The following is a 24,565-nucleotide window of genomic DNA, read 5'->3' on the forward strand; positions in this document are numbered from 1 at the left end:
CTCGTCATGCACCCTCGGAACCTGTCATGCCCCTCTTGAACGTCCAGATCATGCAAGGCCACTCGGCCGCCCAGAAAGCCGCCCTGTTGAAGGCGGCGTCCAACGCGGTGGTCGAAAGCATCGCGGCCCCGGTGCCCAGCGTGCGCGCCGTGCTGCACGAAATCCCGGCGGAACACGTGATCGTGGCGGGCGAGATCGGCAAGCGCATGGCGCGCGTGGACGTGGACCTGATCGAAGGGCGCGACGAGGCCAAGAAGGCGGCGCTGATCGCGGCGCTGAACCAGGCCGTGTGCGCCAGCCTCGACATGTCGGGCGAAGACGTGCGCGTGATCCTGCGCGACGTGCCCAAGACCGACATGGGCGTGGCCAATGGACTGAGCGCCAAGGCCGCCGGACGCTGATCCGGCCCGCCCTCAGAACAGGAAACGCCCGCTTGCCGCGGGCGTTTCTCATGGGCGAATACGTGGGCTGTGCAGTCAGTCCAGCTTCACGTTTGCCGCCTTCACCACCTCGCCCCACCGCGCGATCTCGCTCTTGATGTAGGCGGCGTACTCCTGCGGTGTCGACCCCAGCGCCTGCGCGCCCTGCACCTTGAGCTGCTTCTGCATTTCCGGGGATTTGAGCGCGCGCAGGATCTCGGCGTTGAGCTTGTCGATGATGGGCGCGGGCGTGCCTGCCGGCACGACGACGCCTTGCCAGGCGCCCATGCCAAAGCCCGGCGCCACCGTCTCAGCCACCGTCGGCACGTTGGGCAACTGGTCGCTGCGGGTCTCGCTGGTCACCGCCAGGGCGCGCAGCTTGCCTTCGCGGATGAATCCCAGCGAGTCGTTCAGCGTGTTGGTCATCACCTGGACCTGGCCGCCGACCAGGTCGGTCATGGCCGGAGCGCTGCCGCGATAGGGCACGTGGACCGCGTCGATGTTCAGCGACTTCAGGAGCAGCAACGCGCCCAGGTGCGTGACGTTGCCCGCGCCCGCCGAGCCGTACGACAGCTTGCCGGGATGCTTGCGGGCGTAGTCGACGAACGCGGATGCGGTGTCGGCGGGCACCGAGGGATGCACCAGGAGGACGAGTGGAATGACGGCTGTGCTGGAGACGGGCGCAAACTCCTTGACCGGGTCGAACGCCAGCGAGCGGTACAGGTTGGGGCTGAGTGCGATGGACGAGGTGTTGTACAGCACCGTGTAGCCGTCTGGCTTGGCCGCGGCTGCGTATTGCATGCCGATGTTGCCGTTGGCGCCGCCCTTGTTTTCGACGACGACGGTCTGGCCGAGCTGGTCGGTGAGCTGTTTGGCCAGCACGCGCGCCACCAGGTCGGTCGGCCCGCCGGGCGGGAAGGGCACCACCATCGTGATCGGGCGGTCGGGCCATGCGGCCTGGGCGCTTGCGGCGCCTCCCAGCGCCAGGATGGCCAGCGTCGCGGCCAGCATTGCTTTTTTCATGGTTGTCTCCTTGTGCTGTTATGGGTACTGCGAACTGGCGGCCGCGTCCTCTGCCGGGACCCGTGCCGCCGCAGGGGCATTCAGCCGGGTCTGCCGGCCAGCATGCGCACGGCCGTGTAGGCCATCACCGGCTTGCCATGCTGGTTGCGGACGTCGATCTCGGACGTGACCACCGCGCGGTTGTGCTGCGAGGTGGGGCGCACGCCGGTCACTTCGATCTCGGCCCAGACCGTGTCGCCGGCCACCACGGGCGCGATCATTTTCTTGTGGACTTCCAGCAGCGCCAGGCCCGTTCCCTGCACCATGCCCTGCATGATCAGCCCTTCGATCAGGCCGTAGGTCAGCGCGCCGGGGGCGGGCCGGCCCTTTATCGCACCGTGGCTGTAGGTGGCGTCGATGAAGATGGTCTCCAGCATGCCCGTGACGCTGATGAAGTTGACGATGTCGGTCTCGGTGACCGTGCGGCGAAACGTCTGGAAGCGCTGGCCGACGGTAAGGTCCTGCCAGTAGTAGCCTTGGCCCAGTTGGGCGGCGGGCGAGGCGTTGCGGTCTTGGGTCATGCGGTGTCCTTGGCGTTGTCGGAAGAGGGGGAGGGTGCTTGGCCGGCGGCGCCCGCTTGCAGCAGGGCGTCGATGGCGGCCGGTGCAAGGCCGGCCTGGCGCAGCACTTCGTGGGTGTGCTCGCCCAGGCGCGGCGGCATGGCGGGCGGCACGCTGGACTGCTGCAGGCGCACCGGGTTGCGGGGAAAGCGGTATTGGCTGCCGGACGCGCTTTGCAGCGGCACGAAGAAGCCGACGCTCTCCAGGTGCGGATCGGTCTCCAGGTCTTCCAGCCGGTTCACGGGCGCGGCCGGAATCTCCAGCCGCTCGCACAGGGCAAGCCAGTACGCGGTGTCGTGGGCCGCGACGATGCCCGCCTGCAGTTCGTACAGCGTCTCGATGTGCCGGGTGCGCGCCGAGATGTCGGCAAAGCGCGCGTCCCGCGCCAGGTCGGGGCGGCCTGCGGCGTTGAAGAAATCGCGCCAATGGGCGTCCGTATAGGGCATCAGGCAGACGTGTCCATCGGCGGTCTGGCAGGGCCGGCGCCACGGCGTCAGCACCCGCGGATAACCGGCCGGGCCGGGCGCATCGGCCAGATGGCGGCCGTAGTAATGCTCCACCAGCGCAAACGACGCCATGCTTTCGAACATGGGCACTTCCAGCTGCTGGCCGCGGCCCGTGCGCTCGCGCTGGAACAGCGCGGCCAGGATGGCGTGCGCGGCGATGAGGCCGCAAGTCTTGTCGGCGGCCACGGTGGGCAGGTAGCGCGGCGCGCCGGTCTGGCGGCCCACCAGGTCGGCAAATCCGGACAGGCCCTGGATGATGTCGTCGTAAGCCGGGCGGCCGTCGTAGGCGCCGCCTTCGCCAAAGCCATACAGGCCGGCATACACCAGCCGCGGATGGCGGGCGCACAGCGTGGCGGGGTCCAGCCCCAGCGCGGCCATCTTGGCCGGCCGCATGCTGTGCATCAGCACGTCGGCCTGGTCCACCAGCGTCAGCAGCGCCTCGCGCGCGGCCGGCTGCTTCAGGTCCAGCACGATGCTGCGCTTGTTGCGGTTCAGCCCCAGGAAGATCGCGGACAAGCCGGGCTCCTGCGCGGGGCCGGTGTGCCGGGTGGAATCGCCGCCGGGCGCTTCGACCTTGATGACGTCCGCCCCGTAGTCGGCCAGGATCTGCGAGGCATAGGGGCCGAACACGACGGAGGTCAGGTCCAGGATGCGGATGCCGTCCAGCGCGGAGACGGTCGGGGAGGGAGGCGTGGTCATGGCGGAAATCCTATCGGCGCCGCACATACGCGTCTAATATGGCTTCGGTATTGCTTGATACGGAATCTGTTATGGCTATAGATTTGCGCCAGCTTCGGCAGTTCGTCACGATTGCCGAACTGGGCAGTTACCGCCGCGCGGCCGACGCGCTGCACATCGCGCAGCCGGCGCTGTCGGTGTCGATCCAGAAACTGGAGCACGCGGTGGGCGTTCCGCTGCTGGTGCGGGGCGCCAAGGGCGTCTCGACGACGCCGGCGGGCGATGCGCTGATGGCGGACGCGCGCCGCGCGCTGTTTCATACCGACCAGGCGCGCCAGGCCGCCCGCCGGGTGGCGCTGGGCGAATGGGGCACGCTGCGGCTGGGCTTCGTGGGCTCGGCCACCTACATGCTGCTGCCGGGTTGCCTGCCCGCCTTCCGGACGCAGTACCCGGACGTGCAGCTGGATCTGCGCGAGGACAGCACGGTCGGCCTGGTGGCGATGCTGCGCGCCAACGAAATTGACGCCGGCCTGGTGCGCGGGCCGCTGGCCGAAGACAACGAACTGGATTCGTGGGTGGTCGAGCGCGATGACCTGATCCTGGCCGTGCCCGCCGGGCATCCGCTGGCCGGCGCCGGCCCGATCGCGCTGGAACGCATGCGGTCCGAGAACTTCGTGCTGTATTCGCCGGCCAAGGTGCCGGGGCTGAACGGGGTGACGCTGGCGCTATGCCACAAGGCGGGGTTTTCGCCCCGCATCAGCCAGGAAGCGATCCAGGTGCAGACGCTGGTCAGCCTGGTCGCCAGCGGCCTGGGTGTGGCGCTGGTGCCCGGCGTGACCCGCGCCTATTCGACGCCGCATGTGGCCTTTGTGCCTTTGACCGACGCGGACGCGCAGGGTGCGTTGTCCCTGTCTCTGGTGACGCATCGCGACACCTCCTGCGCGTCCGTGCTGCGGCTGCGGGACAGCATGCTGGCGCCGGCCCCAGCCTGACCGGCGCTACACCGCGTAGACGACGCGGTGCGCCTCGGTCGGCAGCGGCAGGTCCCAGCGGTGCAGCATGCCCGTCAGGGTCTTGTTGGACAAAGACGTGTCGCGCCGGGCATTGCGCCGCAGCAGCTCGGCGCGCGGCTTTTCCAGATACACCAGCTCCACGTCGGCCTGATACGCGTACAGCAGGTCCAGCGTCTTTTTGCGCATCAGTTCGCTGAGGTTGGTGGCGTTCCACACGAAGGGTGCGCGGGCGCGCAGCAGGGCCTTCGCGCGGTCGACGGCCAGGTGCGCCACCATGCCCTCGTTCTTGCCGTGGCGCAGCCCCAGTTCCTCGCGCGCATCGTCGAACGAAACCACCGGCAGATCGGGATGATGCGCCGCTACCCAGGTGTTCTTGCCGGAGGCGGGCAGGCCCGACATCACGATGACGCGCGAACCGGGCTCCTGGAACAAGGCGTAGTCCGGATGCACGTCCGCGCCGCGGAAATAGCTGACGGCGGTGTGCGCATCGGCAAAGGCGCGGGGCTGGCCAAAGCACGCTTCGTCGCGCGCCAGTTCGCAAAAGAGGGCGATGTTGTCCAGCACGCGGCCCGCGTCCGCGCAGAGGCGGCCGCGCATGTCGGCCTCGGCCAGCATGGCAAGCAGCGGAAGGGACACTTGCCAGGACAGCTCGCGCACGATGAATTCGGGCGAGCGGCCGCGGCGCGAGCCTTCCAGCGCAAAAAACGGCACCTGGTGCGTGGCAATCAGCCGGCAGATGGCTTCGCGCACCGCGAAGGGGACGCCGGCGTCCCACAAGGCGATGCGCGCATCGATCGCGCCCTTGCGCGAATGGCCGGGCTGGCCGATGGCGCCCGTCACCGGGTCGATCACCGTGGTGCTGTGCTTGGCCACGTCGTGCAGCAGCGCCGCCAGGAACACGATCTCCTGGTCGGCGCGTGATGCAGCCTGGTACTGCGGCAGCGCGAGCAGCGCGTCCACGACCATTTGCGTGTGCGTCCATACGTCGCCCTCGCCGTGATAGCGCGGGTCCTGCGGCGTGGTCTTGGCCAGCTCCAGCGCGGGAAAGGCCGCCAGACACGCGGCGTAATCTACGCCGCGCGCTGACGTGGGAACCAGTGCCCGGATCTGTTCGTAGTTCATGATGTCTCTCCGTCGCGGGTGGCGCCGCGCAAGGTGTCCCAGTCCACCGCAAGGCGCGGCGCGTACAGGTCGACGCCGTCGGCGAGCAGATTGGGGATGTAGGGCTGCTCCGAATGGTGCATGTCCGAATCCAGGATGGCCTGCACGAAGTCGCGGCGCACCCACTTGTAGCGGGCGAGCGTCTTGCCGTCGGCTTCGGCCTTGATGTAGAGTCCTTCGGACAGATCCGACTTGTCGCACTGCTTCCAGGCGCGCGCCAGGTCCAGGCCTTCGCGCAGCACGGTGGCTTCGAACGCGTCGCGCCAGCCGGTCGTCTTGGCCAGCGAGGGCTTTAGCAGGGCCTTCAGATCGGCCAGCCGCGCGGGCGCCGGGCCTTCGTACAGCACGGGCACGGACAGCACCGGGCCGCCGGCCAGCAGCGCGCGGCGCGCGCCGGTCGACAGGAATTGGCCGGTGCGGCGGTCCAGTACATCGAATTCAAAGAAGTGATGCGGCAGCGCGTCGTAGAACACGGAGTGCTTTTTCGACAGGGTTTCGCCGTACATCACGTAGCGGTCTTCCAGCCGGTCCAGCAGCCAGTCCGCATGCGCGGCGGCCCAGGCCTTGATGAAGCTGAACTGCCGTTCGCGCCCGCCGCCCACCAGATAGTGGCCGCGCGATTGCAGCAGCAGTTCGCCCGACGGGCTGAAACTGATGCCCGTGTTCGCGCCGTCGAGCTTTTCTTCAACGACAAGGGTCTGGCCCGCCAGCGCGCGGTAGGGCACGTGGTCGTGGCCTTCATCGCCTTCCTGCAGGCGCGAGCCTTCCAGGTGGGGCGTTCGGGGATATCGGAACAGGTCCAGCGATTGCGCGTAGGCGCAGAAATCCAGCGTCATGGGTCTTCTCCAGCAGATGGGAAAAGCCGACAACGCAGTCTTTACGGGAGGGGAAGCAGAGATGGGGTGGTGTTGCGCTTCCTGGATCCGCGCCTGCCGGGCGGGGTGTGCTCATGACATGGCGTTGAGCAGCGAATGCGGGCAGGCTGACCGCGGTACCAGGACGGTACTCGTCGGCGTTCAGGCGAATTGACGAATGGCAGACACGGTTGCACCCAGAAAATGGCAAGGGTTGAAAAAGCAGGGCCGAATGCTAAGTCAGCGCGGCGGCGCTTGTCAATGCGCCGCCGAAGTGGCCCGCTCGCCAGCGTCAGGCAGGAGGCGCGGCGCGCAGCACGATCTGCGTGATTTCCGACGGCCGTCCGAGCCGGATGGGAAAGCCCGGCCACAGGCCCGCGCCGTTGCTCACGTAGAGCTGCATGCCGCCGACCTGATACATGCCGGACACATAGCCCTCGTTGGCCAGTTGGGTGATGAAGTGCGGACCCAGGATCTGGCCGCCGTGCGTGTGGCCCGACAGCTGCAGGCCGGCGCCTGCCTGCGCGTGGCGCTTGGCGCCGACCGGCCGGTGGCTCAGCAGGATCACCGCCGACGACGGCGGCACACCCTTCATGGCCGCGTCGATATCCGGCAGCGGCTGGCCGACGCGCGCGGCCACGCTGTCGGTGATGCCCGCCAACACGAGCGGCTGGCCGTCGCGGTCAAGGACCATGTGTTCGTTCAGCAGCATGCGCAGGCCCAGCTTCTCGAAGGCCTGCAGCCAGCCCAGGTATTCGGCGTAATACTCGTGGTTGCCGGGGATCGCCACCACGCCATGCGGCGCGCGCAGATCGGCCAGCGGTTGCACGTCGGCGGCGCGGGCCGCGGGCGTGCCGTCGACCAGGTCGCCGGTGATGAGCGTCAGGTCCGGATCAAGCGCATTGGCGCGCGCCACGACGGCCTGCATCCAGTCGCGTTGCAGCAGGCGGCTGGCGTGCAGGTCGGTCAGATGCACGATGCGAAAGCCGTCGTAGGCGCGCGGCAGATTGGGCAGGGCGACTTCGATGGTTTCGACTTGCGGCACGCGCACCGCCTGCCAGACACCCAGCGCGGACAGCGCCAGCGCGGCCACGGCGGACACGGCGCGCAGGCGCGCGCAGCCCAGCAGCGCGCGGCCGCGGCGGCGCGAAAACAACGACACGGCAAGCCCCGCCACGTCCGAGACGAACAGGAGGACGGCCAGCAGAATCAGCGCGCCAAACGCCCAGCCCAGCGCCATCAGGACGGCGGCGGGCACCTCGGGCGAGGCCATGGTGCCGAAGAAGGTGCGGGTGATGAGGTGATGTTCGGCGGCAAGCAGCACCAATGCCGACAGCAACACCTTGCCGGCGGCCGGCCAGCGCAGACGCCAGACGAAGCGCCAGATGACGTAGAGCGCGATAAACGCGGTGATGACATGAAACACGTGCGACATCCTGAACCTTGTTGTTGGAATCGGCGGGGTCAGCCTATTGCGGCCGCCCCAGCGAAGTGTCCCGCGAGGGATCGCCGATTAAACAACGGATTGCGGGGGGGGATTGAAACAGGGCGCGGCGTAGAATCGCTGGCGCCTGCATTTGGAGATTTCTGCGCCCCATGTCGATCCGTTTCGCCCGTCCCGAAGATGCCATCCTCTTGCCCGCCATCGAACGATCCGCGGCGGCGGTGTTTCGCGCCGCGCCCGGGCTGGCGTGGATCGCGGACGATGCGGTCATGTCCGAATCCGAACATCGGCGCCTGATCGCGCTGGGCACGGCGTGGGTGGCGCAGGACGCCGATCGTGTGTGCGGATTTCTATGCGCGGAGCGCTTTGACGACGACCTGCATGTGTGGGAACTGGCGGTCGATGCAGATCATCAGCGGATGGGGCTCGGTCAGCGTCTGGTGCAGGCCGCGTGCGGCCATGCCGCGGCGGCTGGGCTGTCCGCGGTCACGCTGACGACCTTTCGCGATCTGGCCTGGAACGCGCCGTGGTATGCGCGGATGGGGTTTCGCGAGGAGGCCGCGTTGCCCGGGACGCGGCTTTACGCGGTGCTGCAAGCGGAAGCCCGGCACGGGCTGCCCGCGCAGCGGCGTGTGGCGATGCGCCTGCCGGTTGCCGGCGGCGCGTGACTGGCCGGGGCAGCCGCCTAGCGCCCAGCGCCCGTCAGCCCCGCAAAAAACCGCGTCGCATTCGATTCCAGCCCATCGATGTAATAGCCCCCTTCCTGCACGATCAATGTGGGCAGGTTCAGGCCGCCGACCTCGCGGCCCAGGCGCTCGAAGCCGTCTTCCGTCACGCTGACCATGGCCTGGGGATCCTTCTCGAAGATGTCAAAGCCCAGCGACAGCACCAGGGCATCGGGCTGGAACAATGCGATCGCGCGGCGCGCCTGCGCCAGCCGCTCGAAGAACACGGATTCCGGAGAACCGTGCGGCATGGGCAGGTTGATGTTGTAGCCGTAGCCCGCGCCGGCGCCGCGCTCGTCCTCGAAGCCCGCCACCACAGGGTAGAAGTTCTCGGGATCGCCGTGGATGGAGACGTACAGCACGTCGCTTCGTTCGTAGAAGATTTCCTGGATGCCCTGGCCGTGGTGCATGTCGGTGTCCAGGATGGCGACGCGGGGAAACCGGCGGGTCAGCCGCTGGGCGGCGATGGCGGCGTTGTTCAGGTAGCAGAAGCCGCCCGCGGCATCGCGCCGCGCATGGTGGCCGGGCGGGCGGCAGATGGCGTAGGCGCTGCGGTCGCCGGCCAGCAGCGCATCGGCGCCCGCGATGGCGCACTGCGCCGACCAGTAGGCCGAATGCCAGGTCTTCGGGCCAACCGGGCAACTGCCATCGGCCAGGTAACGCCCGGCCTTGGCCAGCACGCCGCGCAGCGCGTTGGGCTCGCGCACGAAGACGTTCGACACGACCTCGCCGCCCCAGTCTCCGGGCAGCTTCATCCAGTCTTCATGCGCATCTTGCAGAAAGCGCAGGTAATCCAGGCTGTGCACCGCCGCGATCGCGCCCGCCCCGTCGTCGGCCGGCGCCTGGACGTCGAAGCCCAGCTTGCGCGCCGCCTGCACCAGGCCGTCCAGCCGCGACGGCACCTCCTGCGGCGTGCGCATCTTGCCGCGCGAAAAGTAGGTCTGCGGATGGTGAAGCTTTTGATCGTCGTGAAAGAACGCCTTCATGCCTGGGACCTCTGGACTGGTTGGCTCGCAAACCATGAATTCTTATCCAGCGGCGCGGCGCTGCTTATGGGGGATTACCCGCGCCGCGCGTGCCCGCGTCCGGTCCGAAGGTCTTTGCGGCCCGCCTTTCCCACTACTGCGGCTTGATTTGCGCTGCCTTGACGATGTCCCGCCACTTTTCGCCTTCCGACACGTTGAATCGGGCAAACGTCGCGGGGTCCGATCCCACCGGCTTGGCGCCCAGGCCCGCATACTGCGTCACGACATTGGGCTGGCTAAGCGCCCGGGCCGCGTGCTCGGACAGCTTGGCCACGATGGCCGGTGGCGTGCCTTTGGGCGCCCACAGGCCGTACCAGGTGCTGATGTCAAAGCCCGGAAATCCGGACTCGGCCATCGTGGGCACGTCGGGCAGCTCATCCACTCGCCGGCTTGTGGTGACCGCCACCGCGCGCAGCTTGCCGGACTTGATGAAGGGCATGGCCGACGGCATGGAATCGAACATCAGCTGAATCTGTCCGCCCACCAGATCCGTCAGCGCGGGCGCGCTGCCTTTGTAGGGCACATGCTGCATCGGCAGGCCGGTGCGCACCTTGAAGGACTCGCCCGCAAGCTGCTGCGCAGACGCCGAGCCGGCCGAACCGAAGTTCAGCGGCTGGGTCTTGCCCTGCGCCACCAGGTCCTGCACGGTCCGCACCTTGGACGTCTGCGGCACCACCAGCACCAGCGGCACGTCCGCCAGCTGCGTGATGGGAACGAAATCCTTGAAGGCGTCATAGCGCATCGACGCGTAGATGTACGGGTTGATGACATGCAGCGAGGCGTTGGCCAGGAATGTGTAGCCGTCGGGCGCGGCGCGCGCCACCAGGTCCGCGCCGATCATGCCGCTGGCGCCCGGCTTGTTGTCGACGACGATGTTCTGGCCGATGGTCTTGGACATTTCCGCGGCCACCAGCCGCGCCACGATATCGGTCGGGCCGCCCGGCGGGTAGGGCACCACCATGGTGATGGGCTTGCTGGGGTAGGCATCGGCAGCCTGCGCCGCGGCCGTAAAGCAGGCGCAACTGGCCGCCAGGGCCAAGGCTGCAAGCTGGCGAACGCGGGGCGCTACATCGATCGCTGCGCGGGCGCGGCGCGGCCAGGCGGCGCGCCGGAAGTCGTGGGTACGCATGGGGTTGTCTCCGTCGTTATTGTGATCGCCACCTTGCCGACGACTTGTCGGCTTTCCAGGGCGGCGAGTGCTGCGGCAAGACCGGTGATCGGATAGATCGCCGTTACAGCCGGCCGGATCCGCTGGCGGCGGGCCCAGTCGAAGAGGGTGGACATGGTCCGCTGCACGGCGGGCGCGTGGACGATGCGTTCGTCCGCGGGCGTCCAGCCGATGTAGCGGCCAAAGAAAAACCCATGCAGGGCAATGTTCTTCACAAGCAGCAGGTTCAGCGGCACGTCGGGAATGCGGCCGCTGGCGAACCCCACCGACACCATGCGCGCGTTGGCTGCCGCGGCGCGCACGCTGTGTTCAAAGGCGTCGCCGCCCACGGCGTCCAGCACCACGTCCGCGCCATGCCCGTGGCTGGCTGCCTTGACGGCCTGCGGCATGTGCGCGTCGGCGGCGAACGCATGGGCCGCGCCCGCGTCCAGCGCGGCCTGGCGCTTTTCCGGCGTGCTGGCGCAGGCGATCACGTTTGCGCCCAGTGCCGAGGCAATCTCGACGGCTGCCAACCCCACGCCGGAGCCGGCGCCCAGAACCAGCACCGTCTCGCCGGGCTGCATGGCGGCGCGCCAGAGCAGCGCTGTCCAGGCGGTGCCGTACGAAATCGGGATGGGCAGCGCGCTCAGGAGCGGCAAGTCTTCGGGCACCGGATAGACGGTGTATTCGGGCACGGTCAGGCGTTCGGCGTAGCAGCCCCAGCGCGCCAGCGCCACCACCCTGTCGCCGGGCTTGAGGCGCGTGACCTTGGCGCCGCAGGCGATGACGCGGCCGGCGGCCTCCGTGCCGGGCGCAAAGGGCAGGGGCGGGCGGCTTTGATAGCGCCCCTCGATCAGCAGCTTGGTTGCATGGCTGACGCTCGCATGCTCGATGGCGATGGTGACCTCGTCGGGAGCGGGGGCGGGCGCGTCGGCAAGCTCGCCGGGCACGACGTCCTCGACCGGACCGTGGCGATGGCAGACCAGGGCGCGCATCAGACGGCCTCCTTGCTGCAAGCAGCCTGGCGCAGCACGCCGGTCTCAAGCAGGGCCTGGATCTGCCCGCGCGGCACGCCCCAATCGGTCAGTGCCTCCACCGTGTGCTCACCGACCGCGGGCGCGGCGGCAAGGGGCCGGCGCGACAAGGCGCCGGCCGCGCGCGCATAGGGCAGCGGCTCGCCGCCCGGCTGCGCCAGCGGTTCCAGCAAGCCCAGGTGCGCGGCCTGCGGATGCGCGGCCAGACCGTCGTAATCGCGCACGCGGGCGTGCAGCACGTCTTCGCGCGCTAGCCGTTCCACCCAGTGCGCGGCGGGATGCAGCGCCAGTTGCTCGGCCATTTCCCGATGCAGGCGGTCGCGCTGCGCCATGCGCCCCGCGTTGGTGGACAGGGCCGGGTCGGCCAGCCAATCGGTCCGCTCCAGCGCGCGGCACAAGCGCGCGAACTGATCGTTGTTCAGCGCCAGCACCGACAGGCGCGCGTCGGCGGTGTCGAACACGCCGTTGGGCGCGCTGACCGCCACCGCCTCGCGCTGCCCCGCGATGCCGTAGGCAAGAATGTCGTTCACCTGCAAGGCCGCGCAGGCGGCAAGCAGGCTGAGCTGCACATGCTGGCCGCGGCCGCTGCGCGCCTGCTGGTAGAGCGCGGCACTGGCGGCCTGCACGGCGTACAGCGCGGTGGCGATGTCTGCCATCAAGAGGCCGATGCGGCGGGGCTCGCCGGCGGGCGTCTGGTTGGCGAACATCAGGCCGCTGTCGGCCTGCATCACCGAATCCGAAGCCGGCGCGTTGGCATAGGGGCCGTCCGGTCCGTAACCGCTGATGGACACGTAGACGAGGCCGGGGCAACGCGCCGCGAGGCTGTCGTAGCCCACCCCCATGCGCTCGGCCACGCCCGGCCGGAAGTTCTGGATCACCAGGTCCGCGCGTTGCGCCAGCTCCGCCAGAAGTGCCTTGCCGCGCGGCTGGCGCGCGTCCACGCACACGCCGCGCTTGCCGGCGTTGTAGGCGATGGACAGCGCGCTCTGGTCGTCGCGCACAACGCCCACGTGCCGGCCCCAGTCGCCGTCGGGCGGCTCCACCTTCATGACGTCGGCGCCTTGCTGCCACAGGATCTGCGCGCAGTACGGGCCCGCGATCCCCTGGCTCAGGTCCAGCACACGCAGTCCGGCGTAGGGGCCGCAAGAAGCGTCAATGGGCGGGGTCGGCATGGGGATCGGGCGCTCCTCGGCAAGGGGTCTAGGGCAATGAAGACGATGCTAGACTCGGCCGACGCATTGGACAATCCATCGGTTTGTGCCGGGAATGGTGAATCATGATTGACAATATGCCGGACCTGAACCTCGTCAGGCTATTTGTCGCGATGGTCGAGTCGCGCAATCTCAGCGCAGCCGCCCAGCGCTGCGGCATGACGCGGTCGAACATGTCGCATCGGCTGAAGCGGCTGGAACTCGATCTGGGGGCGCAACTGTTCCGGCGCACCACCCGCCATGTCGAACTGACGCAGGCGGGGCAGTTGCTGTACCGGCACGGCATCCGGCTGCTGGACGAGATGCGCGCGGTGCAGGCGGCCATCGACAGCCTCGATGGCGCGGTGCGCGGCGATGTGCGTATCCGCCTGCCCACGGGGCTTGGCCATCTTTATCTGGCGCCGGTGCTGCTGGAGTTCGCGCGCGCCCATCCCGACATCGCGCTGCGCGTGCACATCAACGACGGCATCGGCGACCTGATCTCCGCCGAGGTCGACATTGCGCTCAAGATCACCTCGTCTCCGCCCGAGGATCACGTGGCGCGGCGGCTATGCGGCATCCAGTGGTGCCTGTGCGCATCGCCCGGCTTCCTGGCGCGCAACGGGCCGGTGCGGCACATCGAACAGTTGGGCCGTTGCGACCTCATCGCGCCGCAATCGATGGGCCGGCGCTTCGATCTGCGGCTCAAGCAGGCGCACGGCGATCCGTTGATCCTGCGAGTGGCGCCGCGGCTGCAGTCGGGCGATTATCCGTTCCTGCGCGACGCGGTGCAGGCGGGCCTGGGTGTGGCGCTGCTGCCGCGCTACGCCGTGTGGGAAATGCTGCGCGATCAGACGCTGGTGCAGGTGTTGCCCACGTTCGAGCCCGAGGGCGTGGGCGATGCCATCTATCTGCTGTCTGCACCGAACCGCTTTCCGTCGATGGCCACGCGCGTGCTTGCCGACTTCATCCGCGGGCACATCGAGCGGCATGCGCGGGACTGGGGCGGGACGCTTGGCGCCGCGCAGTAATGCGAAGGAACTTGCGCGTGCGCAGCGGTCAGGTCTTTACGCGGTCCTGACCCAACCGCGCGATGGCCGCCTCAAGATCGTCGGCATGCACCATCAACGCCCGCACCTGCTGCAAGCACGGAAACTGATTGAGCACGGGGCTCCAGCGTGGCTGTGCAAGCAGTTGATGCCATAGCGGCGCAAGCGTCTGCGAATCCGGCGCTTCGCCTGCGATCGTCTGGCTGGCGTAGTCCAAACTCTTTTGCGCGGAAAGCAGCTGCATGCGGCTCGCGGCGCTGAGCAGCCGGGGCGCGGGTTCTGCGGGCGCGTCCGAGAAATACAGGATCGTGCTGGCCAGCTCGTCCGGGTCCGCCGGCAGGGCGGCCAGCGCCGCCCCGCGCAGCCGCAGGGGCCCCTGATGGCTGTCGAACACATAAGTGGTCTGCGCATCGGCATGCTTGAGCAGCCGCAGGCCCCGCAGCAACCGCGGCAGATCCGTGGTGGCGGCATCCGTGGACGCCTTGGCCTCCACCAGCAGACACACATCCCAGACCGGGTCCGCCGCATCGCCACCCGACTGGCGCAGCAGGGCCACGTCCCATTCGGTCTTGGCGCGGTCGGCATTGCCGGGTATCGATGCCGGTACGCGCAGGGACGTGGCCACCCGATAGGTCTCGCCAGCCGCCTGCGCAAGGTGTTGGGCCAGCGCAGCGATTGACGATTCCGCGCGCGCCTCGACGGCCACACCGCGGCGCCGGGCGTCCAGCCCCTGGGCGGCGGCCTCGGGCGTGCCGGTGCGCGGGCCTTGGCGCTGCCACAGGGATTGATAGCGTTGAACCTGGGGATCCGACGCCAAGTCGTCCTGCCGCCGCAGACGCGCCAAGGCGGGGTCGCGAAGCAACCCCTCCAGTTGACCGGCAAGCGCTGGGTCCGCCTTCTCATCGGACCCCAGTGCGGAAAGCAGGGCTTGCACGCCTTGCGTCAGCGCGCGCCATTCGCCGGCGGCGCAGGCGCCATCCAAGTCCGCGAGCGCATCCGCCAACGGCCCGGCGGGCATCCGGCGACGCTTGCCGGGATGCGCAAACGCAGCCACCGCCGTGCGCACGGCGCGCCGGTCCGCGCCCGCATGCGCCGATAGCGAAGCATGTTCGCGCACCTGCGCACTTTGATGGCGCAGGACCATGGCCTGGAAAACGGGATCTCCGCCCCGGTCCCGCAGGGCGTCGCGAATCAACCGCGACAGCGCGGCGACAAAGAGATGCTGATGCTCACGCTGGGGCTCGGCACCGGAAGTCAGCGCCGCGCGGCCCGCTTCGATGGCGGCGGCAAGCGCCGCCGCCGGGTCGGAATCTTCAAGCCCGCGCGTGGGTGCGGACATCGCCGCGACGCGGTAGCGGCGCGCCACGGCGCGCAGCGTCTGTTCGATCAAGGCGGGCGGTAAGGCAGCGGGCATGAAGGTTCCGTGGCATGCCCGGCCTCGTCGCTAGATAACTACCAGGGTACGACCGACACGGCGATCGATACCACGACGACCAGGGCAATGATGGTGAGGATGTGATTTGTACGCATATTTTCTCCTTTGAGCCACCGCTACACACTACTTGCTTGCGACGCCCCTCGTCTGCAACTGAAGTTTTAAATTCTCATCGGATGTTAGCGGCGCGCGTTTGGCGCGGATTTCCCGCGGCGGCGCGGGGTATAACCAAGGCAAGCGGCCGCGAACCCCTTGCGCCGCGCCGATCGGGAGGTGCCATGCGCGATATCGTGCAATTGCGTCCGGAAGGGCTGTACTGTCCGGCCGGCGGCTTTCATATCGATCCCTGGCGGCCGGTGGACGTGGCCGTGCTGACGCACGGTCACGGCGATCATGCGCGTTCGGGCATGGGCCGCTATCACACCAGCGCAGAAGGCTTGCCCATTCTGCAATGGCGCCTGGGCGACCAGGATTACCGGGTCCATGCGTACGGCGAGACCTTCACGTTGGGCGACGCGCGCGTGTCGCTGCATCCGGCCGGCCACGTGCTTGGATCGGCGCAAGTGCGCATCGAAGTCGGTGGCGAAGTCTGGGTTGTGTCCGGCGACTACAAGCGCCAACCCGATCCGACGTGCAGCCCCTTTGAAGTCGTGCCGTGCGACACCTTCATCACCGAGGCCACCTTTGGGTTGCCCATCTATCGCTGGCCCAGCGCCTCGGACGTGGCGCGCGACATCGTGCAGTGGCGCGACCACTGCGCCGCGCGTGGCGAGGCGGCCATTCTGTATTGCTATGCGTTAGGCAAGGCGCAACGCGTGCTTGCGGAATTGATCCCGTTCATCGACCGCCCGGTCTACCTGCATGGCGCAATCGCCGCAGGCGTGGACGTGTACCGCAAGGCGGGCGTGCCGCTGGCCGAGACGCGGCTGGTCATCGACGCGGACGGCCCCGCCGCCTCGGGCACGGGATTTGCTGGGGAGCTGATCCTTGCGCCGCCGTCAGCTGCCGGCAGCCCGTGGCTGCGGCGCTTTCGCAAGGCGCAGCATGGGTTTGCGTCCGGGTGGATGCGGCTGCGGGGCAATCGGCGGCGGCGCAACATGGATCGGGGTTTCGTGGTGTCGGACCATGCGGATTGGCCCGATCTGGTGCGCACGATCCGCGACACCGGCGCCAAGCGGGTCATCGCCACGCACGGCGACACCGAGGCGCTGGTGCGGACGCTGAATGATTCGGGCATCGCCGCGGAGACGCTGGTGACGCAGTACGGAGAAGACGACTAGGACGGACACGAACATCCTGGATCATCGACAGGGGAACGGACGCAGGCATGAAGCGATTCGCGGGGTTGTATCAGGAGCTCGACCGCAGCACAGCCACCTTGGACAAGCGCGCGGCGCTGGTGGCGTACTTCCGCGATGCGCCGCCGCGCGACGCGGTCTGGGCGCTGTATCTGCTGGCGGGCGGCAAGATCACCAGCGCGCGCAAGAAGATTGCCGGCGTGGGCGAGCTGCGCGCTTGGGCGGCCGACGCCTCCGGCACGGCGCCGTGGCTGCTGGACGCCTGCTATGACCAGGTCGGCGACCTGGCCGAAACCTTGGCGTTGCTGGTGCCGGATCCGGTACAGGCCGCGCCCGATCGCGGGCTGGCCGATTGGATCGAAGAGGTCTTGCTGCCTGTGGCCAATCGCGACGAGACCGAGCGGCGCGAGGTCGTCGTGTCGGCGTGGCTGGGCCTGCCCTATGCCGAACGTCTCGTGTTCAACAAGCTGCTGACCGGCGCGCTGCGCGTCGGGGTGTCGCAGCGCATGGTGCAGCAGGCGCTGGCCGAGATGTCGGGGGTGCCCATCGCCCGCATCGCGCAGCGCATGCTGGGCGCGTGGTCCCCCAGCCCGGCGTTCCTGCGCGACTTGCTCAGCGTCGAAGAGCTGCCCGGCGATCGCCAGCAGCCTTACCCCTTCTTCCTGGCCTCGCCGCTTGAAGGCGAGCCCGCCATTCTGGGCCCCATCGACGAGTGGCTGCTGGAATGGAAGTGGGATGGGATCCGCGCGCAGCTGATCCGGCGCCACGGCGAAGTGTCGCTGTGGTCGCGCGGCGAAGAGCGGCTGGACGGGCGTTTTCCGGAAGTGGAAGCGGCCGCCGCCGCGCTGAACGTGGACTGCGTCATCGATGGCGAGTTGCTGGCCTGGCAGGATGGCCAGACGGACCCCATGCCGTTTTCAGCACTGCAAACCCGTATCCAGCGCTTAAAGCCCGGCCCCAAGTGGCTGGCCGAGGCGCCGGTGCAGATGCTGGCGTACGACCTGCTTGAACTGGAGGGCGAGGACCTGCGCGAATTGCCGCAGGCACAGCGGCGTGAGCGACTGGAAGCGCTGCTGCGCCGCCACCCCGATCCGCGGCTGCGCATGTCGCCGGCCGTGGCGCCCTCGGACTGGGACGAGGCCCTCGCACTGCGCGCGGAATCGCGCGAGCGCGGTGTCGAAGGCTTCATGCTCAAGCGCCGCAGCGCGCCCTATCAAAGCGGGCGGCGGCGCGGCGACTGGTGGAAGTGGAAAATCGATCCGCTCACCATCGACGCCGTGTTGTTGTACGCGCAATCCGGTCATGGCCGGCGCAGCACGCTCTACACCGACTACACCTTCGGGCTGTGGGATGGCGATGCGCTGGTGCCGATCGCCAAGGCATATTCGGGGCTGGACGACAAAGAGATCCTGGAACTGGATCGCTGGCTGCGCGCCCACACGCGCGAGCGCTTCGGGCCGGTGCGCTCGGTCGAGCCGGTGCAGGTGTTCGAACTGGGCTTTGAGGGTGTCAACCTGTCCAAACGGCACAAGTCCGGCGTGGCGGTGCGCTTTCCGCGCATCCTGCGCTGGCGGCACGACAAGCCTGCAGGCGAGGCCGATCAGCTTGTCACCCTGAAGGCGCTGGCGCGATGAGTGGCGGGGCCCGGGGCAGGGACGCGCCGCTGATCGCGTGGTTCAAGACACGCGGCTGGAAGCCCGCGCCTTTTCAGCGCGAAACGTGGCGCCGTTATCTGGATGGCGAGTCGGGGTTGCTGCACACGCCGACGGGCAGCGGCAAGACATTGGCGGCATTTGGCGGCCCGCTGCTCGAAGCGCTTGAAGACGACACACCGGTGCGCGCGGCCGCGGGCGAGGGACCGCGCGTGCTGTGGGTGACGCCGCTGCGCGCGCTGGCCGCCGATACCACGCGGGCATTGACGCAGACGGCGAGCGAATTGGGCATCGACTGGACGGTCGCGTTGCGCACCGGCGACGCCAGCGCGCGTGACAAGCGGCTGGCGCGGCAGGGCAAGGCGCACGTGCTGGTCATCACGCCCGAATCGCTGGCGCTGCTGCTGTCGTACGCCGATGCGTCGCTGCGCTTTCGCGCGTTGCGCTGCATTGTGGTGGACGAATGGCACGAGCTGCTGGGCAACAAGCGGGGCGTGCTGTTGCAGCTATGCCTGGCGCGCGTTCGGAAGCTGTCGCCGGCCGCAAGGACCTGGGGGCTGTCCGCCACGCTGGGCAATCTGGAGCAGGCGCGGGCGGTGCTGCTGCCGCAGGCGCCGGACAGCGCGCTGGTGGCGGGCGCCAAGCCGCGCAAGATCCAGATCTCGACCTTGCTGCCGGAACGCAGCCGCGCGCTGCCTTGGGCGGGCCACCTGGGGCTGTCGCAGCTCGAACGCGTCTTCAAGCGCCTGTTCGACGTGCGCGCGACGCTGCTGTTCACGAATACCCGGGCGCAGGCCGAGCTGTGGCATCGCGCGCTGGAATCGATCTGGCCGGAAGCCCCGGGCACGCTGGCCCTGCATCACGGCTCGCTGGATCCCAAGCTGCGCGCCGGGGTCGAGCAAGGGCTGCGCGACGGCACGGTGCGCTGCGTGGTCGCGACGTCCAGCCTGGATCTGGGCGTGGATTTCCCGGCGGTGGACCAGGTGCTGCAGATCGGCAGCCCAAAGGGCGTGGCGCGCCTGTTGCAGCGGGCCGGCCGCGCCAAGCATCGGCCGGGCGAATCGGGCAACGTCGTCTGCGTGCCGGCGCAGGCGCTGGAACTGATCGAATATGCCGCGGCCCGCCAGGCGATTGCGCGCGGCGAGATCGAATCGCGCATGCCGCCCATCGGCAGCCTGGACGTGCTGGCCCAGCACGCCGTGACGCTGGCGCTGGGCGGCGGGTTCGACGCCGCCGAACTGTACGAGGAAGTTCGCGGCACGCATGCCTACGCCACGCTCGACGCTGCAACGTGGCAGGCCGTGCTGGACTTCATCGTGCAAGGAGGGCGCGCGCTGGCAAAGTACCCGGACTACCACCGCGTGGTGCGCGACGAGGATGGCTGCTACCGCGTGCACGACCGGCGCATCGCCTTCCGTCATCGGTTGTCCATCGGCACCATTACGTCCGACGGCGCGGTGGCGGTGAAGTATCTGCGGGGCGGCAGTCTGGGGTCCGTCGAGGAAGGGTTCCTGGCGCGTCTGCGGCGCGGCGACCGCTTTCAGTTCGCCGGCCGCACGCTGGAGCTGGTGCGGCTGGAGGGCATGGTCGCCTACGTGCGCCGCGCAAAGGCCGGCGACGGGCCCGTCGCGACGTGGCAGGGCGGCCGCATGCCCTTGTCGACGCAGTTGGCGAGCGAAGTGGAAAGCCTGTATTCCCATCCCGGCGACCATCCAGAAATGCGTGCGGTCGGGCCGCTGCTGCGGATTCAGGAAGCGGCCAGCGCGCTGCCCGACCACGGCCGGCTGGTGGCCGAGCTCATCAAGACGCGGCGCGGCACGCATCTGTTCCTGTTTCCGTTCGCCGGCCGCGCCGTGCACGAGGGCATCGCCGCGATGGTCGCGCTGCGCTGGGGCCGGCGCCAGCCCAACACGATTTCCTACACCGTCAATGACTACGGCCTGATGCTGACCTTGGCCGAACCCGCCGCGCTGGACGACGCGCTGCTGCGCGCGCTGCTCAGTCCCGACAACATGGCCGAGGACCTGCGCGAGGGCGTGAATCTTGGCGAAATGGCGCGCCGCCAGTTCCGGGAGATTGCCCGCGTTGCCGGCCTGCTGACGCCGTCGTTGCCGGGGCAGGCGGCGCGCTCGCTGCGGCAGGTGCAGGCGTCCAGCGGTCTGCTCTACGACGTGCTGCGCCGCTACGATCCCGATCACCTTCTGCTGGCGCAGGCGGAGCGCGAAGTCTTTGAATTGCAACTGGAGGCGCCGCGCCTGCTGGCGGCGCTGCAAGACTGCCAGCGCCGCGATCTGGCCTTGTGCGAACCGCGCGCGCTCACGCCGCTGTCGTTCCCGCTGTGGACCGAAAGCCTGCGTGGACAGCTCAGCACCGAGACTTGGCAGGCGCGTGTCAAGCGCGCCGCCGAGCGACTGGAGAAGCGTTATGCACGCGTCGCCTGACGCAGGCCTGGCGATGGCGCTGGCGGGCGAACGCGTCGTCCTGCTGGGCGCGCGCGCCATGCACTGGCCGGCGCGGTCCCGGCTGGTGATTGCCGACCTGCATCTGGGCAAGAGCCATGTCTTTCGCCAGGCGGGCATCGCCGTGCCGCGCGGCGCGACGATGGATGACTTGAATCGCTTGTCGGCGCTGATCGCGGCGACGCAGGCGGCCGAGCTGCTGATCGTGGGCGACGTGCTGCACGGCCCCGCCGCGCAGGCCGCCTGGCGCGATGCGTGGATCGCGTGGCGCGAGGCGCATGCGGGCGTGGACGTGGCGGTGCTGGCCGGCAACCACGACCGGGCGCTGGACGCGCCGGCGCTGGGCATGCGCCAGCTTGGGCAGGCGTGGGCCGACGGCCCATTTCTTTTCCGGCATCTGCCAACGCCGGACACGCAGGGCCGGCACGTCATTGCCGGCCACGTGCATCCGAAGACGCGCGTGCCGGGCGTGCCGCGCAGCTGGCCGGCCTTCTGGCTGCGCCCCGGCATCACCGTCCTGCCGGCGTTTTCCGACTTCACGGGCGGACATCCGGTGCAAGGCGGGCAGGGCGCGTCGTTAGTCGCATGCGTGGAAGGCGATGCGCTGGCGCTGGGGTGGTCCCCACCCCGGCCGTGACGCCCCGCCGTGACGGGCACGACGCTTGCTGAACAGGGCGCATCTTCTCGCGCACCTTGTGTCCCAATCTTCATGACAGACCATCACGGCCCTGCCGCTCAGCCGTCCTGCCTGCACATCCTCGATCAGGCACTTTCAGATGCCCATGCGCCGCTCGATCCCGGGCGGTGGCTGCGGATCCTTGTCGACCAGGGTTGCGGCCGGTTGCCGCTGCCCGCCTCGGGCCGCACGCGCGAACGGTGGCAGGCGCTGGCCCGCGTGGCGGCAGCGGATCTCAGCCTGGCCAAGCTTTTCGAGGGCCACACCGATGCGCTCGCCATCCTGGCGGAGTTACAGGCGTCGCCCGCGCCCTCGATGGCGAATAGCCGCTGGGCCGTGTGGTGCGCCGAACCCCCGGATCACCGCGTCCAGATCACGCAGCGCGCCGATGGTTCGGCGCTGCTGCACGGCGTCAAGGCCTGGTGTTCCGGCGCGGCATCCGTGACGCACGCGCTCGTCAGCGGTTGGAATCCGGCCGGAGAACCCTGTCTGGTCGCGGTGGCAATGGATCAGGATGGCGTCAAGGTGACCGATGCCGGCTGGCACGCCGTGGGCATGCGCGCGTCGGCCAGCGTCGACGTGGCCTTCAGTCACGTGCCGTGCACGCTGGTAGGCAAGCCCGGCGCCTACGTGAATCGCCCCGGTTTCCTGCACGGCGGCGCCGGTGTCGCGGCGTGCTGGTATGGCGGGCTGGTGCACATTGCGCAGTCGTTGCGCGCGGCGTTGCCGGTGACGTCCGCCGACCCGCATCGCCTCGCGCATCTGGGCGCCGTTGACGTCGCCCTGGCGCAGGCGCGGGCAGTGCTGCGCGAGACCGCTGCCGAGATCGATGCGCATCCGCGCCAGTCGTGCGCGATGGCTTGCGCGCGAGCCCGCTTGGCCGTGGAGGCGGCGGCGGCCGTGGTGGTGGAACGGGCGGCGCGCGCGCTGGGCGCGGGGCCGTTGTGCCGCGACGCCGGCTTTGCGCAGGTGATGGCCGATCTGCCCGTCTTCATCCGTCAGAGCCATGCCGAACGCGACCAGGCCGCGCACGGACAAGCGGTGCTTAACCACGAGGGCGCGCCATGGGCGCTGTAGCCGCGGATCACTTCGAACGGCTGTACCGCGCCGACGCCGACCCGTGGCGCGTGGCAAGCGCTTGGTACGAACGCCGCAAGCGCGGCCTGCTGCTGGCGGCGCTCGGCCGCGAACACTATCGCCACGCCTTTGAGCCGGGTTGCGGCACGGGGGAGTTGACCCGATGCCTGGCGCTGCGGTGCGCGCAGGTCTGCGCCGTCGACGTCGCGCCTGCGGCAGCCGCGCGTTGCGGCGAGCGCATGGCGGGCGAGGGCCTGGACCACGTCGCGGTGCTGCCCTTGGACCTGCCGCGGCAGTGGCCTGACGTGCCGCCGGACGGCTTTGACCTCATCGTGCTGTCGGAAGTGGCGTATTACCTGGACGACGCGGCGCTTCGCGCTTTTTTGCATGGCGTGGACGCGTCGCTGGGCGCCGGCGGCGAACTCGTCGCCTGCCACTGGCGCCCGGACTTCGATGACCGTCTCCAGCCCACGGATGCGTTGCATGCCGCGCTCGGCGCGCTGCCCGGCCTGGTGTGCACGGCGCGGCACGAAGAGCCCGAGTTCCGCCTGGATGTATGGCGCAGACAATCTCAAGGAAGCGATTCATGATCGGCGTGTGTATTCCGGCGCACAACGAAGAGCGCCATATCGAGGACTGCCTGCGCGCCGTACTGCGCGCCTCGCGCCATGCGCGGCTGGGCGGCGAAGCGGTGCGGATCGCGGTGGTGCTGGATCACTGCGTGGATCGCACTGCGGGAATCGTCGCCGGCTGGCCGGTGGATCTGTTGACGGTCCACGCGCGCAACGTGGGCGTTGCGCGTGCCGCCGGCGCGCATCATCTGCTGGATGCCGGCGCGCGGTGGCTGGCCTTCACCGATGCCGACACGAACGTGTCGCCCGATTGGCTGGCCGACCAGCTTTCCTTGGACGCGGAAGTGGTGTGCGGCACGATATCGGTCGCGGGATGGGAAGCGCACGGCGCGTTTGCGCAGCGGGCGCGCGGTGCGTTCGCCGCGCATTACCAGGACCGCGATGGCCACCGGCATGTGCACGGGGCGAACCTGGGCGTCGCGGCGCACGTGTACCGGCGCATTGGCGGTTTTGCGGCGTTGACCTGCAGCGAGGACCAGGCCCTGGTCGACAAGCTGGAAGCCGGCGGCGCGCACATCGCATGGTCTTGCCTGCCGCGCGTGACCACCAGCGCCCGGCCGTATTCGCGCGTCGAAGGCGGATTCGCGACCGCGCTGCGCAGAGGGTGGGACGCGGCGGCAGGCGTCGAGGTCGCTCAGCCGGACCCGGAGCCGGACGGGGAGGCCGGAACGCCGTTCTGCCACTGCTCGTGATAGGCAATCATCCTGGCCAGCGCGTGCTGCGCGCTGGCCCGCCGGATCGCGTTGCGGTCGCCTTCGAAACGCGTCGTCTCGGTGTAGACGGCGGGCGCGCCATCGGCGGGGCCGGCCTTGAATACCCATGCGTAACACTGCGTGCCGGCGGGAATGTCGGGGTCGGTGCCGTCGGTGACGCCCGTGTTTGAGATTGCGACGTTCGCCGGACTGTTGCGGGCGGCGCCCAGCGCCATTTCCCTGGCCACCGCTTCACTGGTCAGATTGTGGCGCTGCAGCGTACGCGCCGCCACGCCCAGGCACTTCTGCTTGGCCTGCGGCGAGTAGGTCACGAACGCGCAGTCCAGCAACGCGCCCGCGCCCGGTATGTCGGCAAGCGTGGCGGCAATCAGCCCAGCCGTGCACGACTCGGCCGTCACCAGTTGCAGCGAGTGCTCGTGCATGTACGCGGCAACTCGTTCGATGGCATTCATTCGCGTCCCTCCTGGCGTGAATGCCCGGGCGGCCAGCAAGCTGCGTGCCGCCCGCGTGCCGCCCGCGTGCCAACTGCCTGCCCCGTCACCTGTCAGGCGGTTTGTGCGCCACCGCCACCCCCACCGACCCGCACGGCAGCCGGTATTTTCCTCCCCCCAGCCACGTGACGGGTTCGCCGGTCGGAAGGGTGCAGACGTAGATGGGGACACCGGATGCTTCTTGCGTTCTCCTTGCGATCAAACGCCGTTCTACGCGGCAGGTGGAGCGATCGGGGAGTTTTACGATTACATCGGACAGCCTGGA

General features: G+C 69.1%; 23 protein-coding genes. 11 read left to right on the plus strand and 12 right to left on the minus strand.

The window, feature by feature from the left end; all coding sequences use genetic code 11:
* The first annotated feature begins 26 nt into the window (after nt 1-26).
* Nucleotides 27-401, plus strand: a complete 375-nt coding sequence (locus ASD87_RS14560) for a tautomerase family protein (RefSeq protein WP_056322842.1) — start codon at nt 27-29, stop codon at nt 399-401.
* A gap of 75 nt (nt 402-476) precedes the next feature.
* On the opposite strand, the gene ASD87_RS14565 is transcribed toward ASD87_RS14560, so the two are convergent.
* From ASD87_RS14565 to ASD87_RS14575, 3 genes are all read right to left on the minus strand, one after another.
* Nucleotides 477-1,442 (minus strand): tripartite tricarboxylate transporter substrate binding protein, encoded by a 966-nt coding sequence (locus tag ASD87_RS14565; protein WP_056322844.1) that lies wholly within the window; start codon nt 1,440-1,442, stop codon nt 477-479.
* A gap of 80 nt (nt 1,443-1,522) precedes the next feature.
* Entirely contained in the window at nt 1,523-2,002 is a 480-nt protein-coding gene (locus ASD87_RS14570) for a MaoC family dehydratase (RefSeq protein WP_056322847.1), read from the minus strand.
* Nucleotides 1,999-3,246, minus strand: a complete 1,248-nt coding sequence (locus ASD87_RS14575; protein ID WP_056322850.1) for a CaiB/BaiF CoA-transferase family protein — start codon at nt 3,244-3,246, stop codon at nt 1,999-2,001. The genes ASD87_RS14570 and ASD87_RS14575 overlap by 4 nt, the downstream gene beginning before the upstream one ends.
* 71 nt (nt 3,247-3,317) lie before the next feature.
* Here ASD87_RS14575 and ASD87_RS14580 point away from each other — a divergent pair, with 71 nt between their 5' ends.
* Nucleotides 3,318-4,217, plus strand: a complete 900-nt coding sequence (locus ASD87_RS14580; protein WP_082586283.1) for a LysR family transcriptional regulator — start codon at nt 3,318-3,320, stop codon at nt 4,215-4,217.
* A 6-nt stretch (nt 4,218-4,223) separates the two neighbouring features.
* Here ASD87_RS14580 and ASD87_RS14585 read toward each other — a convergent pair whose 3' ends face one another.
* The 3 genes from ASD87_RS14585 to ASD87_RS14595 form a co-directional block, all read right to left on the minus strand.
* Nucleotides 4,224-5,360, minus strand: coding sequence for an AAA family ATPase (locus ASD87_RS14585; RefSeq protein ID WP_056322855.1), 1,137 nt, complete (start codon nt 5,358-5,360; stop codon nt 4,224-4,226).
* Nucleotides 5,357-6,235: an RNA ligase family protein gene (locus ASD87_RS14590; RefSeq protein WP_056322857.1), complete on the minus strand. Its 879-nt coding sequence runs from the start codon at nt 6,233-6,235 to the stop codon at nt 5,357-5,359. The genes ASD87_RS14585 and ASD87_RS14590 overlap by 4 nt, the downstream gene beginning before the upstream one ends.
* Before the next feature lie 310 nt (nt 6,236-6,545).
* On the minus strand, nt 6,546-7,679 hold the full coding sequence (locus ASD87_RS14595) for a metallophosphoesterase (RefSeq protein ID WP_056324504.1): 1,134 nt from the start codon (nt 7,677-7,679) through the stop codon (nt 6,546-6,548).
* A gap of 170 nt (nt 7,680-7,849) precedes the next feature.
* On the opposite strand from ASD87_RS14595, the gene ASD87_RS14600 reads away from it, so the two are divergent.
* A complete protein-coding gene (locus ASD87_RS14600; RefSeq protein ID WP_056322860.1) occupies nt 7,850-8,365 on the plus strand; it encodes a GNAT family N-acetyltransferase in 516 nt (171 codons plus the stop codon).
* A 17-nt stretch (nt 8,366-8,382) separates the two neighbouring features.
* Here the strand turns inward: ASD87_RS14600 and ASD87_RS14605 are convergent, their stop codons facing one another.
* The 4 genes from ASD87_RS14605 to ASD87_RS14620 all read right to left on the minus strand — a co-directional run bounded on the left by ASD87_RS14605 (nt 8,383) and on the right by ASD87_RS14620 (nt 12,800).
* Nucleotides 8,383-9,408: a histone deacetylase family protein gene (locus tag ASD87_RS14605; protein WP_056322862.1), complete on the minus strand. Its 1,026-nt coding sequence runs from the start codon at nt 9,406-9,408 to the stop codon at nt 8,383-8,385.
* A 133-nt stretch (nt 9,409-9,541) separates the two neighbouring features.
* A complete protein-coding gene (locus ASD87_RS14610; protein WP_082586284.1) occupies nt 9,542-10,576 on the minus strand; it encodes a tripartite tricarboxylate transporter substrate binding protein in 1,035 nt (344 codons plus the stop codon).
* On the minus strand, nt 10,513-11,589 hold the full coding sequence (locus ASD87_RS14615) for an NADPH:quinone oxidoreductase family protein (RefSeq protein WP_082586285.1): 1,077 nt from the start codon (nt 11,587-11,589) through the stop codon (nt 10,513-10,515). The genes ASD87_RS14610 and ASD87_RS14615 overlap by 64 nt, the downstream gene beginning before the upstream one ends.
* Nucleotides 11,589-12,800, minus strand: a complete 1,212-nt coding sequence (locus ASD87_RS14620) for a CaiB/BaiF CoA-transferase family protein (RefSeq protein WP_056322865.1) — start codon at nt 12,798-12,800, stop codon at nt 11,589-11,591. The genes ASD87_RS14615 and ASD87_RS14620 overlap by 1 nt, the downstream gene beginning before the upstream one ends.
* A 104-nt stretch (nt 12,801-12,904) precedes the next feature.
* Here ASD87_RS14620 and ASD87_RS14625 point away from each other — a divergent pair, with 104 nt between their 5' ends.
* Nucleotides 12,905-13,849: a LysR family transcriptional regulator gene (locus ASD87_RS14625; protein WP_056322867.1), complete on the plus strand. Its 945-nt coding sequence runs from the start codon at nt 12,905-12,907 to the stop codon at nt 13,847-13,849.
* A 28-nt stretch (nt 13,850-13,877) separates the two neighbouring features.
* Here ASD87_RS14625 and ASD87_RS14630 read toward each other — a convergent pair whose 3' ends face one another.
* A complete protein-coding gene (locus ASD87_RS14630; protein ID WP_056322869.1) occupies nt 13,878-15,281 on the minus strand; it encodes a hypothetical protein in 1,404 nt (467 codons plus the stop codon).
* 299 nt (nt 15,282-15,580) lie between these two features.
* Between ASD87_RS14630 and ASD87_RS14635 the strand changes: the two genes are divergently transcribed.
* From ASD87_RS14635 to ASD87_RS14665, 7 genes are all read left to right on the plus strand, one after another.
* Nucleotides 15,581-16,582 carry a ligase-associated DNA damage response exonuclease gene (locus tag ASD87_RS14635; protein WP_056322871.1) on the plus strand — a complete coding sequence of 334 codons (1,002 nt, stop codon included), beginning with the start codon at nt 15,581-15,583 and terminating at the stop codon, nt 16,580-16,582.
* Nucleotides 16,583-16,629: 47 nt separating this feature from the next.
* Nucleotides 16,630-18,234, plus strand: coding sequence for an ATP-dependent DNA ligase (locus tag ASD87_RS14640; RefSeq protein ID WP_056322874.1), 1,605 nt, complete (start codon nt 16,630-16,632; stop codon nt 18,232-18,234).
* Nucleotides 18,231-20,693 carry a ligase-associated DNA damage response DEXH box helicase gene (locus tag ASD87_RS14645; RefSeq protein ID WP_056322875.1) on the plus strand — a complete coding sequence of 821 codons (2,463 nt, stop codon included), beginning with the start codon at nt 18,231-18,233 and terminating at the stop codon, nt 20,691-20,693. The genes ASD87_RS14640 and ASD87_RS14645 overlap by 4 nt, the downstream gene beginning before the upstream one ends.
* Entirely contained in the window at nt 20,677-21,348 is a 672-nt protein-coding gene (pdeM, locus tag ASD87_RS14650; protein ID WP_056322877.1) for a ligase-associated DNA damage response endonuclease PdeM, read from the plus strand. The genes ASD87_RS14645 and pdeM overlap by 17 nt, the downstream gene beginning before the upstream one ends.
* A 72-nt stretch (nt 21,349-21,420) precedes the next feature.
* Complete coding sequence (locus ASD87_RS14655) at nt 21,421-22,464, plus strand: acyl-CoA/acyl-ACP dehydrogenase (RefSeq protein ID WP_056322880.1); 1,044 nt, start codon at nt 21,421-21,423, stop codon at nt 22,462-22,464.
* Nucleotides 22,452-23,054: an SAM-dependent methyltransferase gene (locus tag ASD87_RS14660; RefSeq protein ID WP_056322883.1), complete on the plus strand. Its 603-nt coding sequence runs from the start codon at nt 22,452-22,454 to the stop codon at nt 23,052-23,054. Before ASD87_RS14655 ends, ASD87_RS14660 begins: the two co-directional genes overlap by 13 nt.
* The gene (locus ASD87_RS14665) at nt 23,051-23,788 is read left to right on the plus strand and encodes a glycosyltransferase family 2 protein (RefSeq protein WP_082586286.1); all 738 of its coding nucleotides are present in this window, start codon (nt 23,051-23,053) and stop codon (nt 23,786-23,788) included. The genes ASD87_RS14660 and ASD87_RS14665 overlap by 4 nt, the downstream gene beginning before the upstream one ends.
* Here the strand turns inward: ASD87_RS14665 and ASD87_RS14670 are convergent.
* The gene (locus tag ASD87_RS14670; protein ID WP_056322886.1) at nt 23,731-24,261 is read right to left on the minus strand and encodes a CinA family protein; all 531 of its coding nucleotides are present in this window, start codon (nt 24,259-24,261) and stop codon (nt 23,731-23,733) included. The two genes, ASD87_RS14665 and ASD87_RS14670, sit on opposite strands and share 58 nt — an antisense overlap.
* Nucleotides 24,262-24,565: the final 304 nt, after the last annotated feature.

Source organism: Achromobacter sp. Root170, from assembly GCF_001428165.1.
In the GTDB taxonomy this organism is placed as follows: domain Bacteria; phylum Pseudomonadota; class Gammaproteobacteria; order Burkholderiales; family Burkholderiaceae_B; genus Achromobacter; species Achromobacter mucicolens.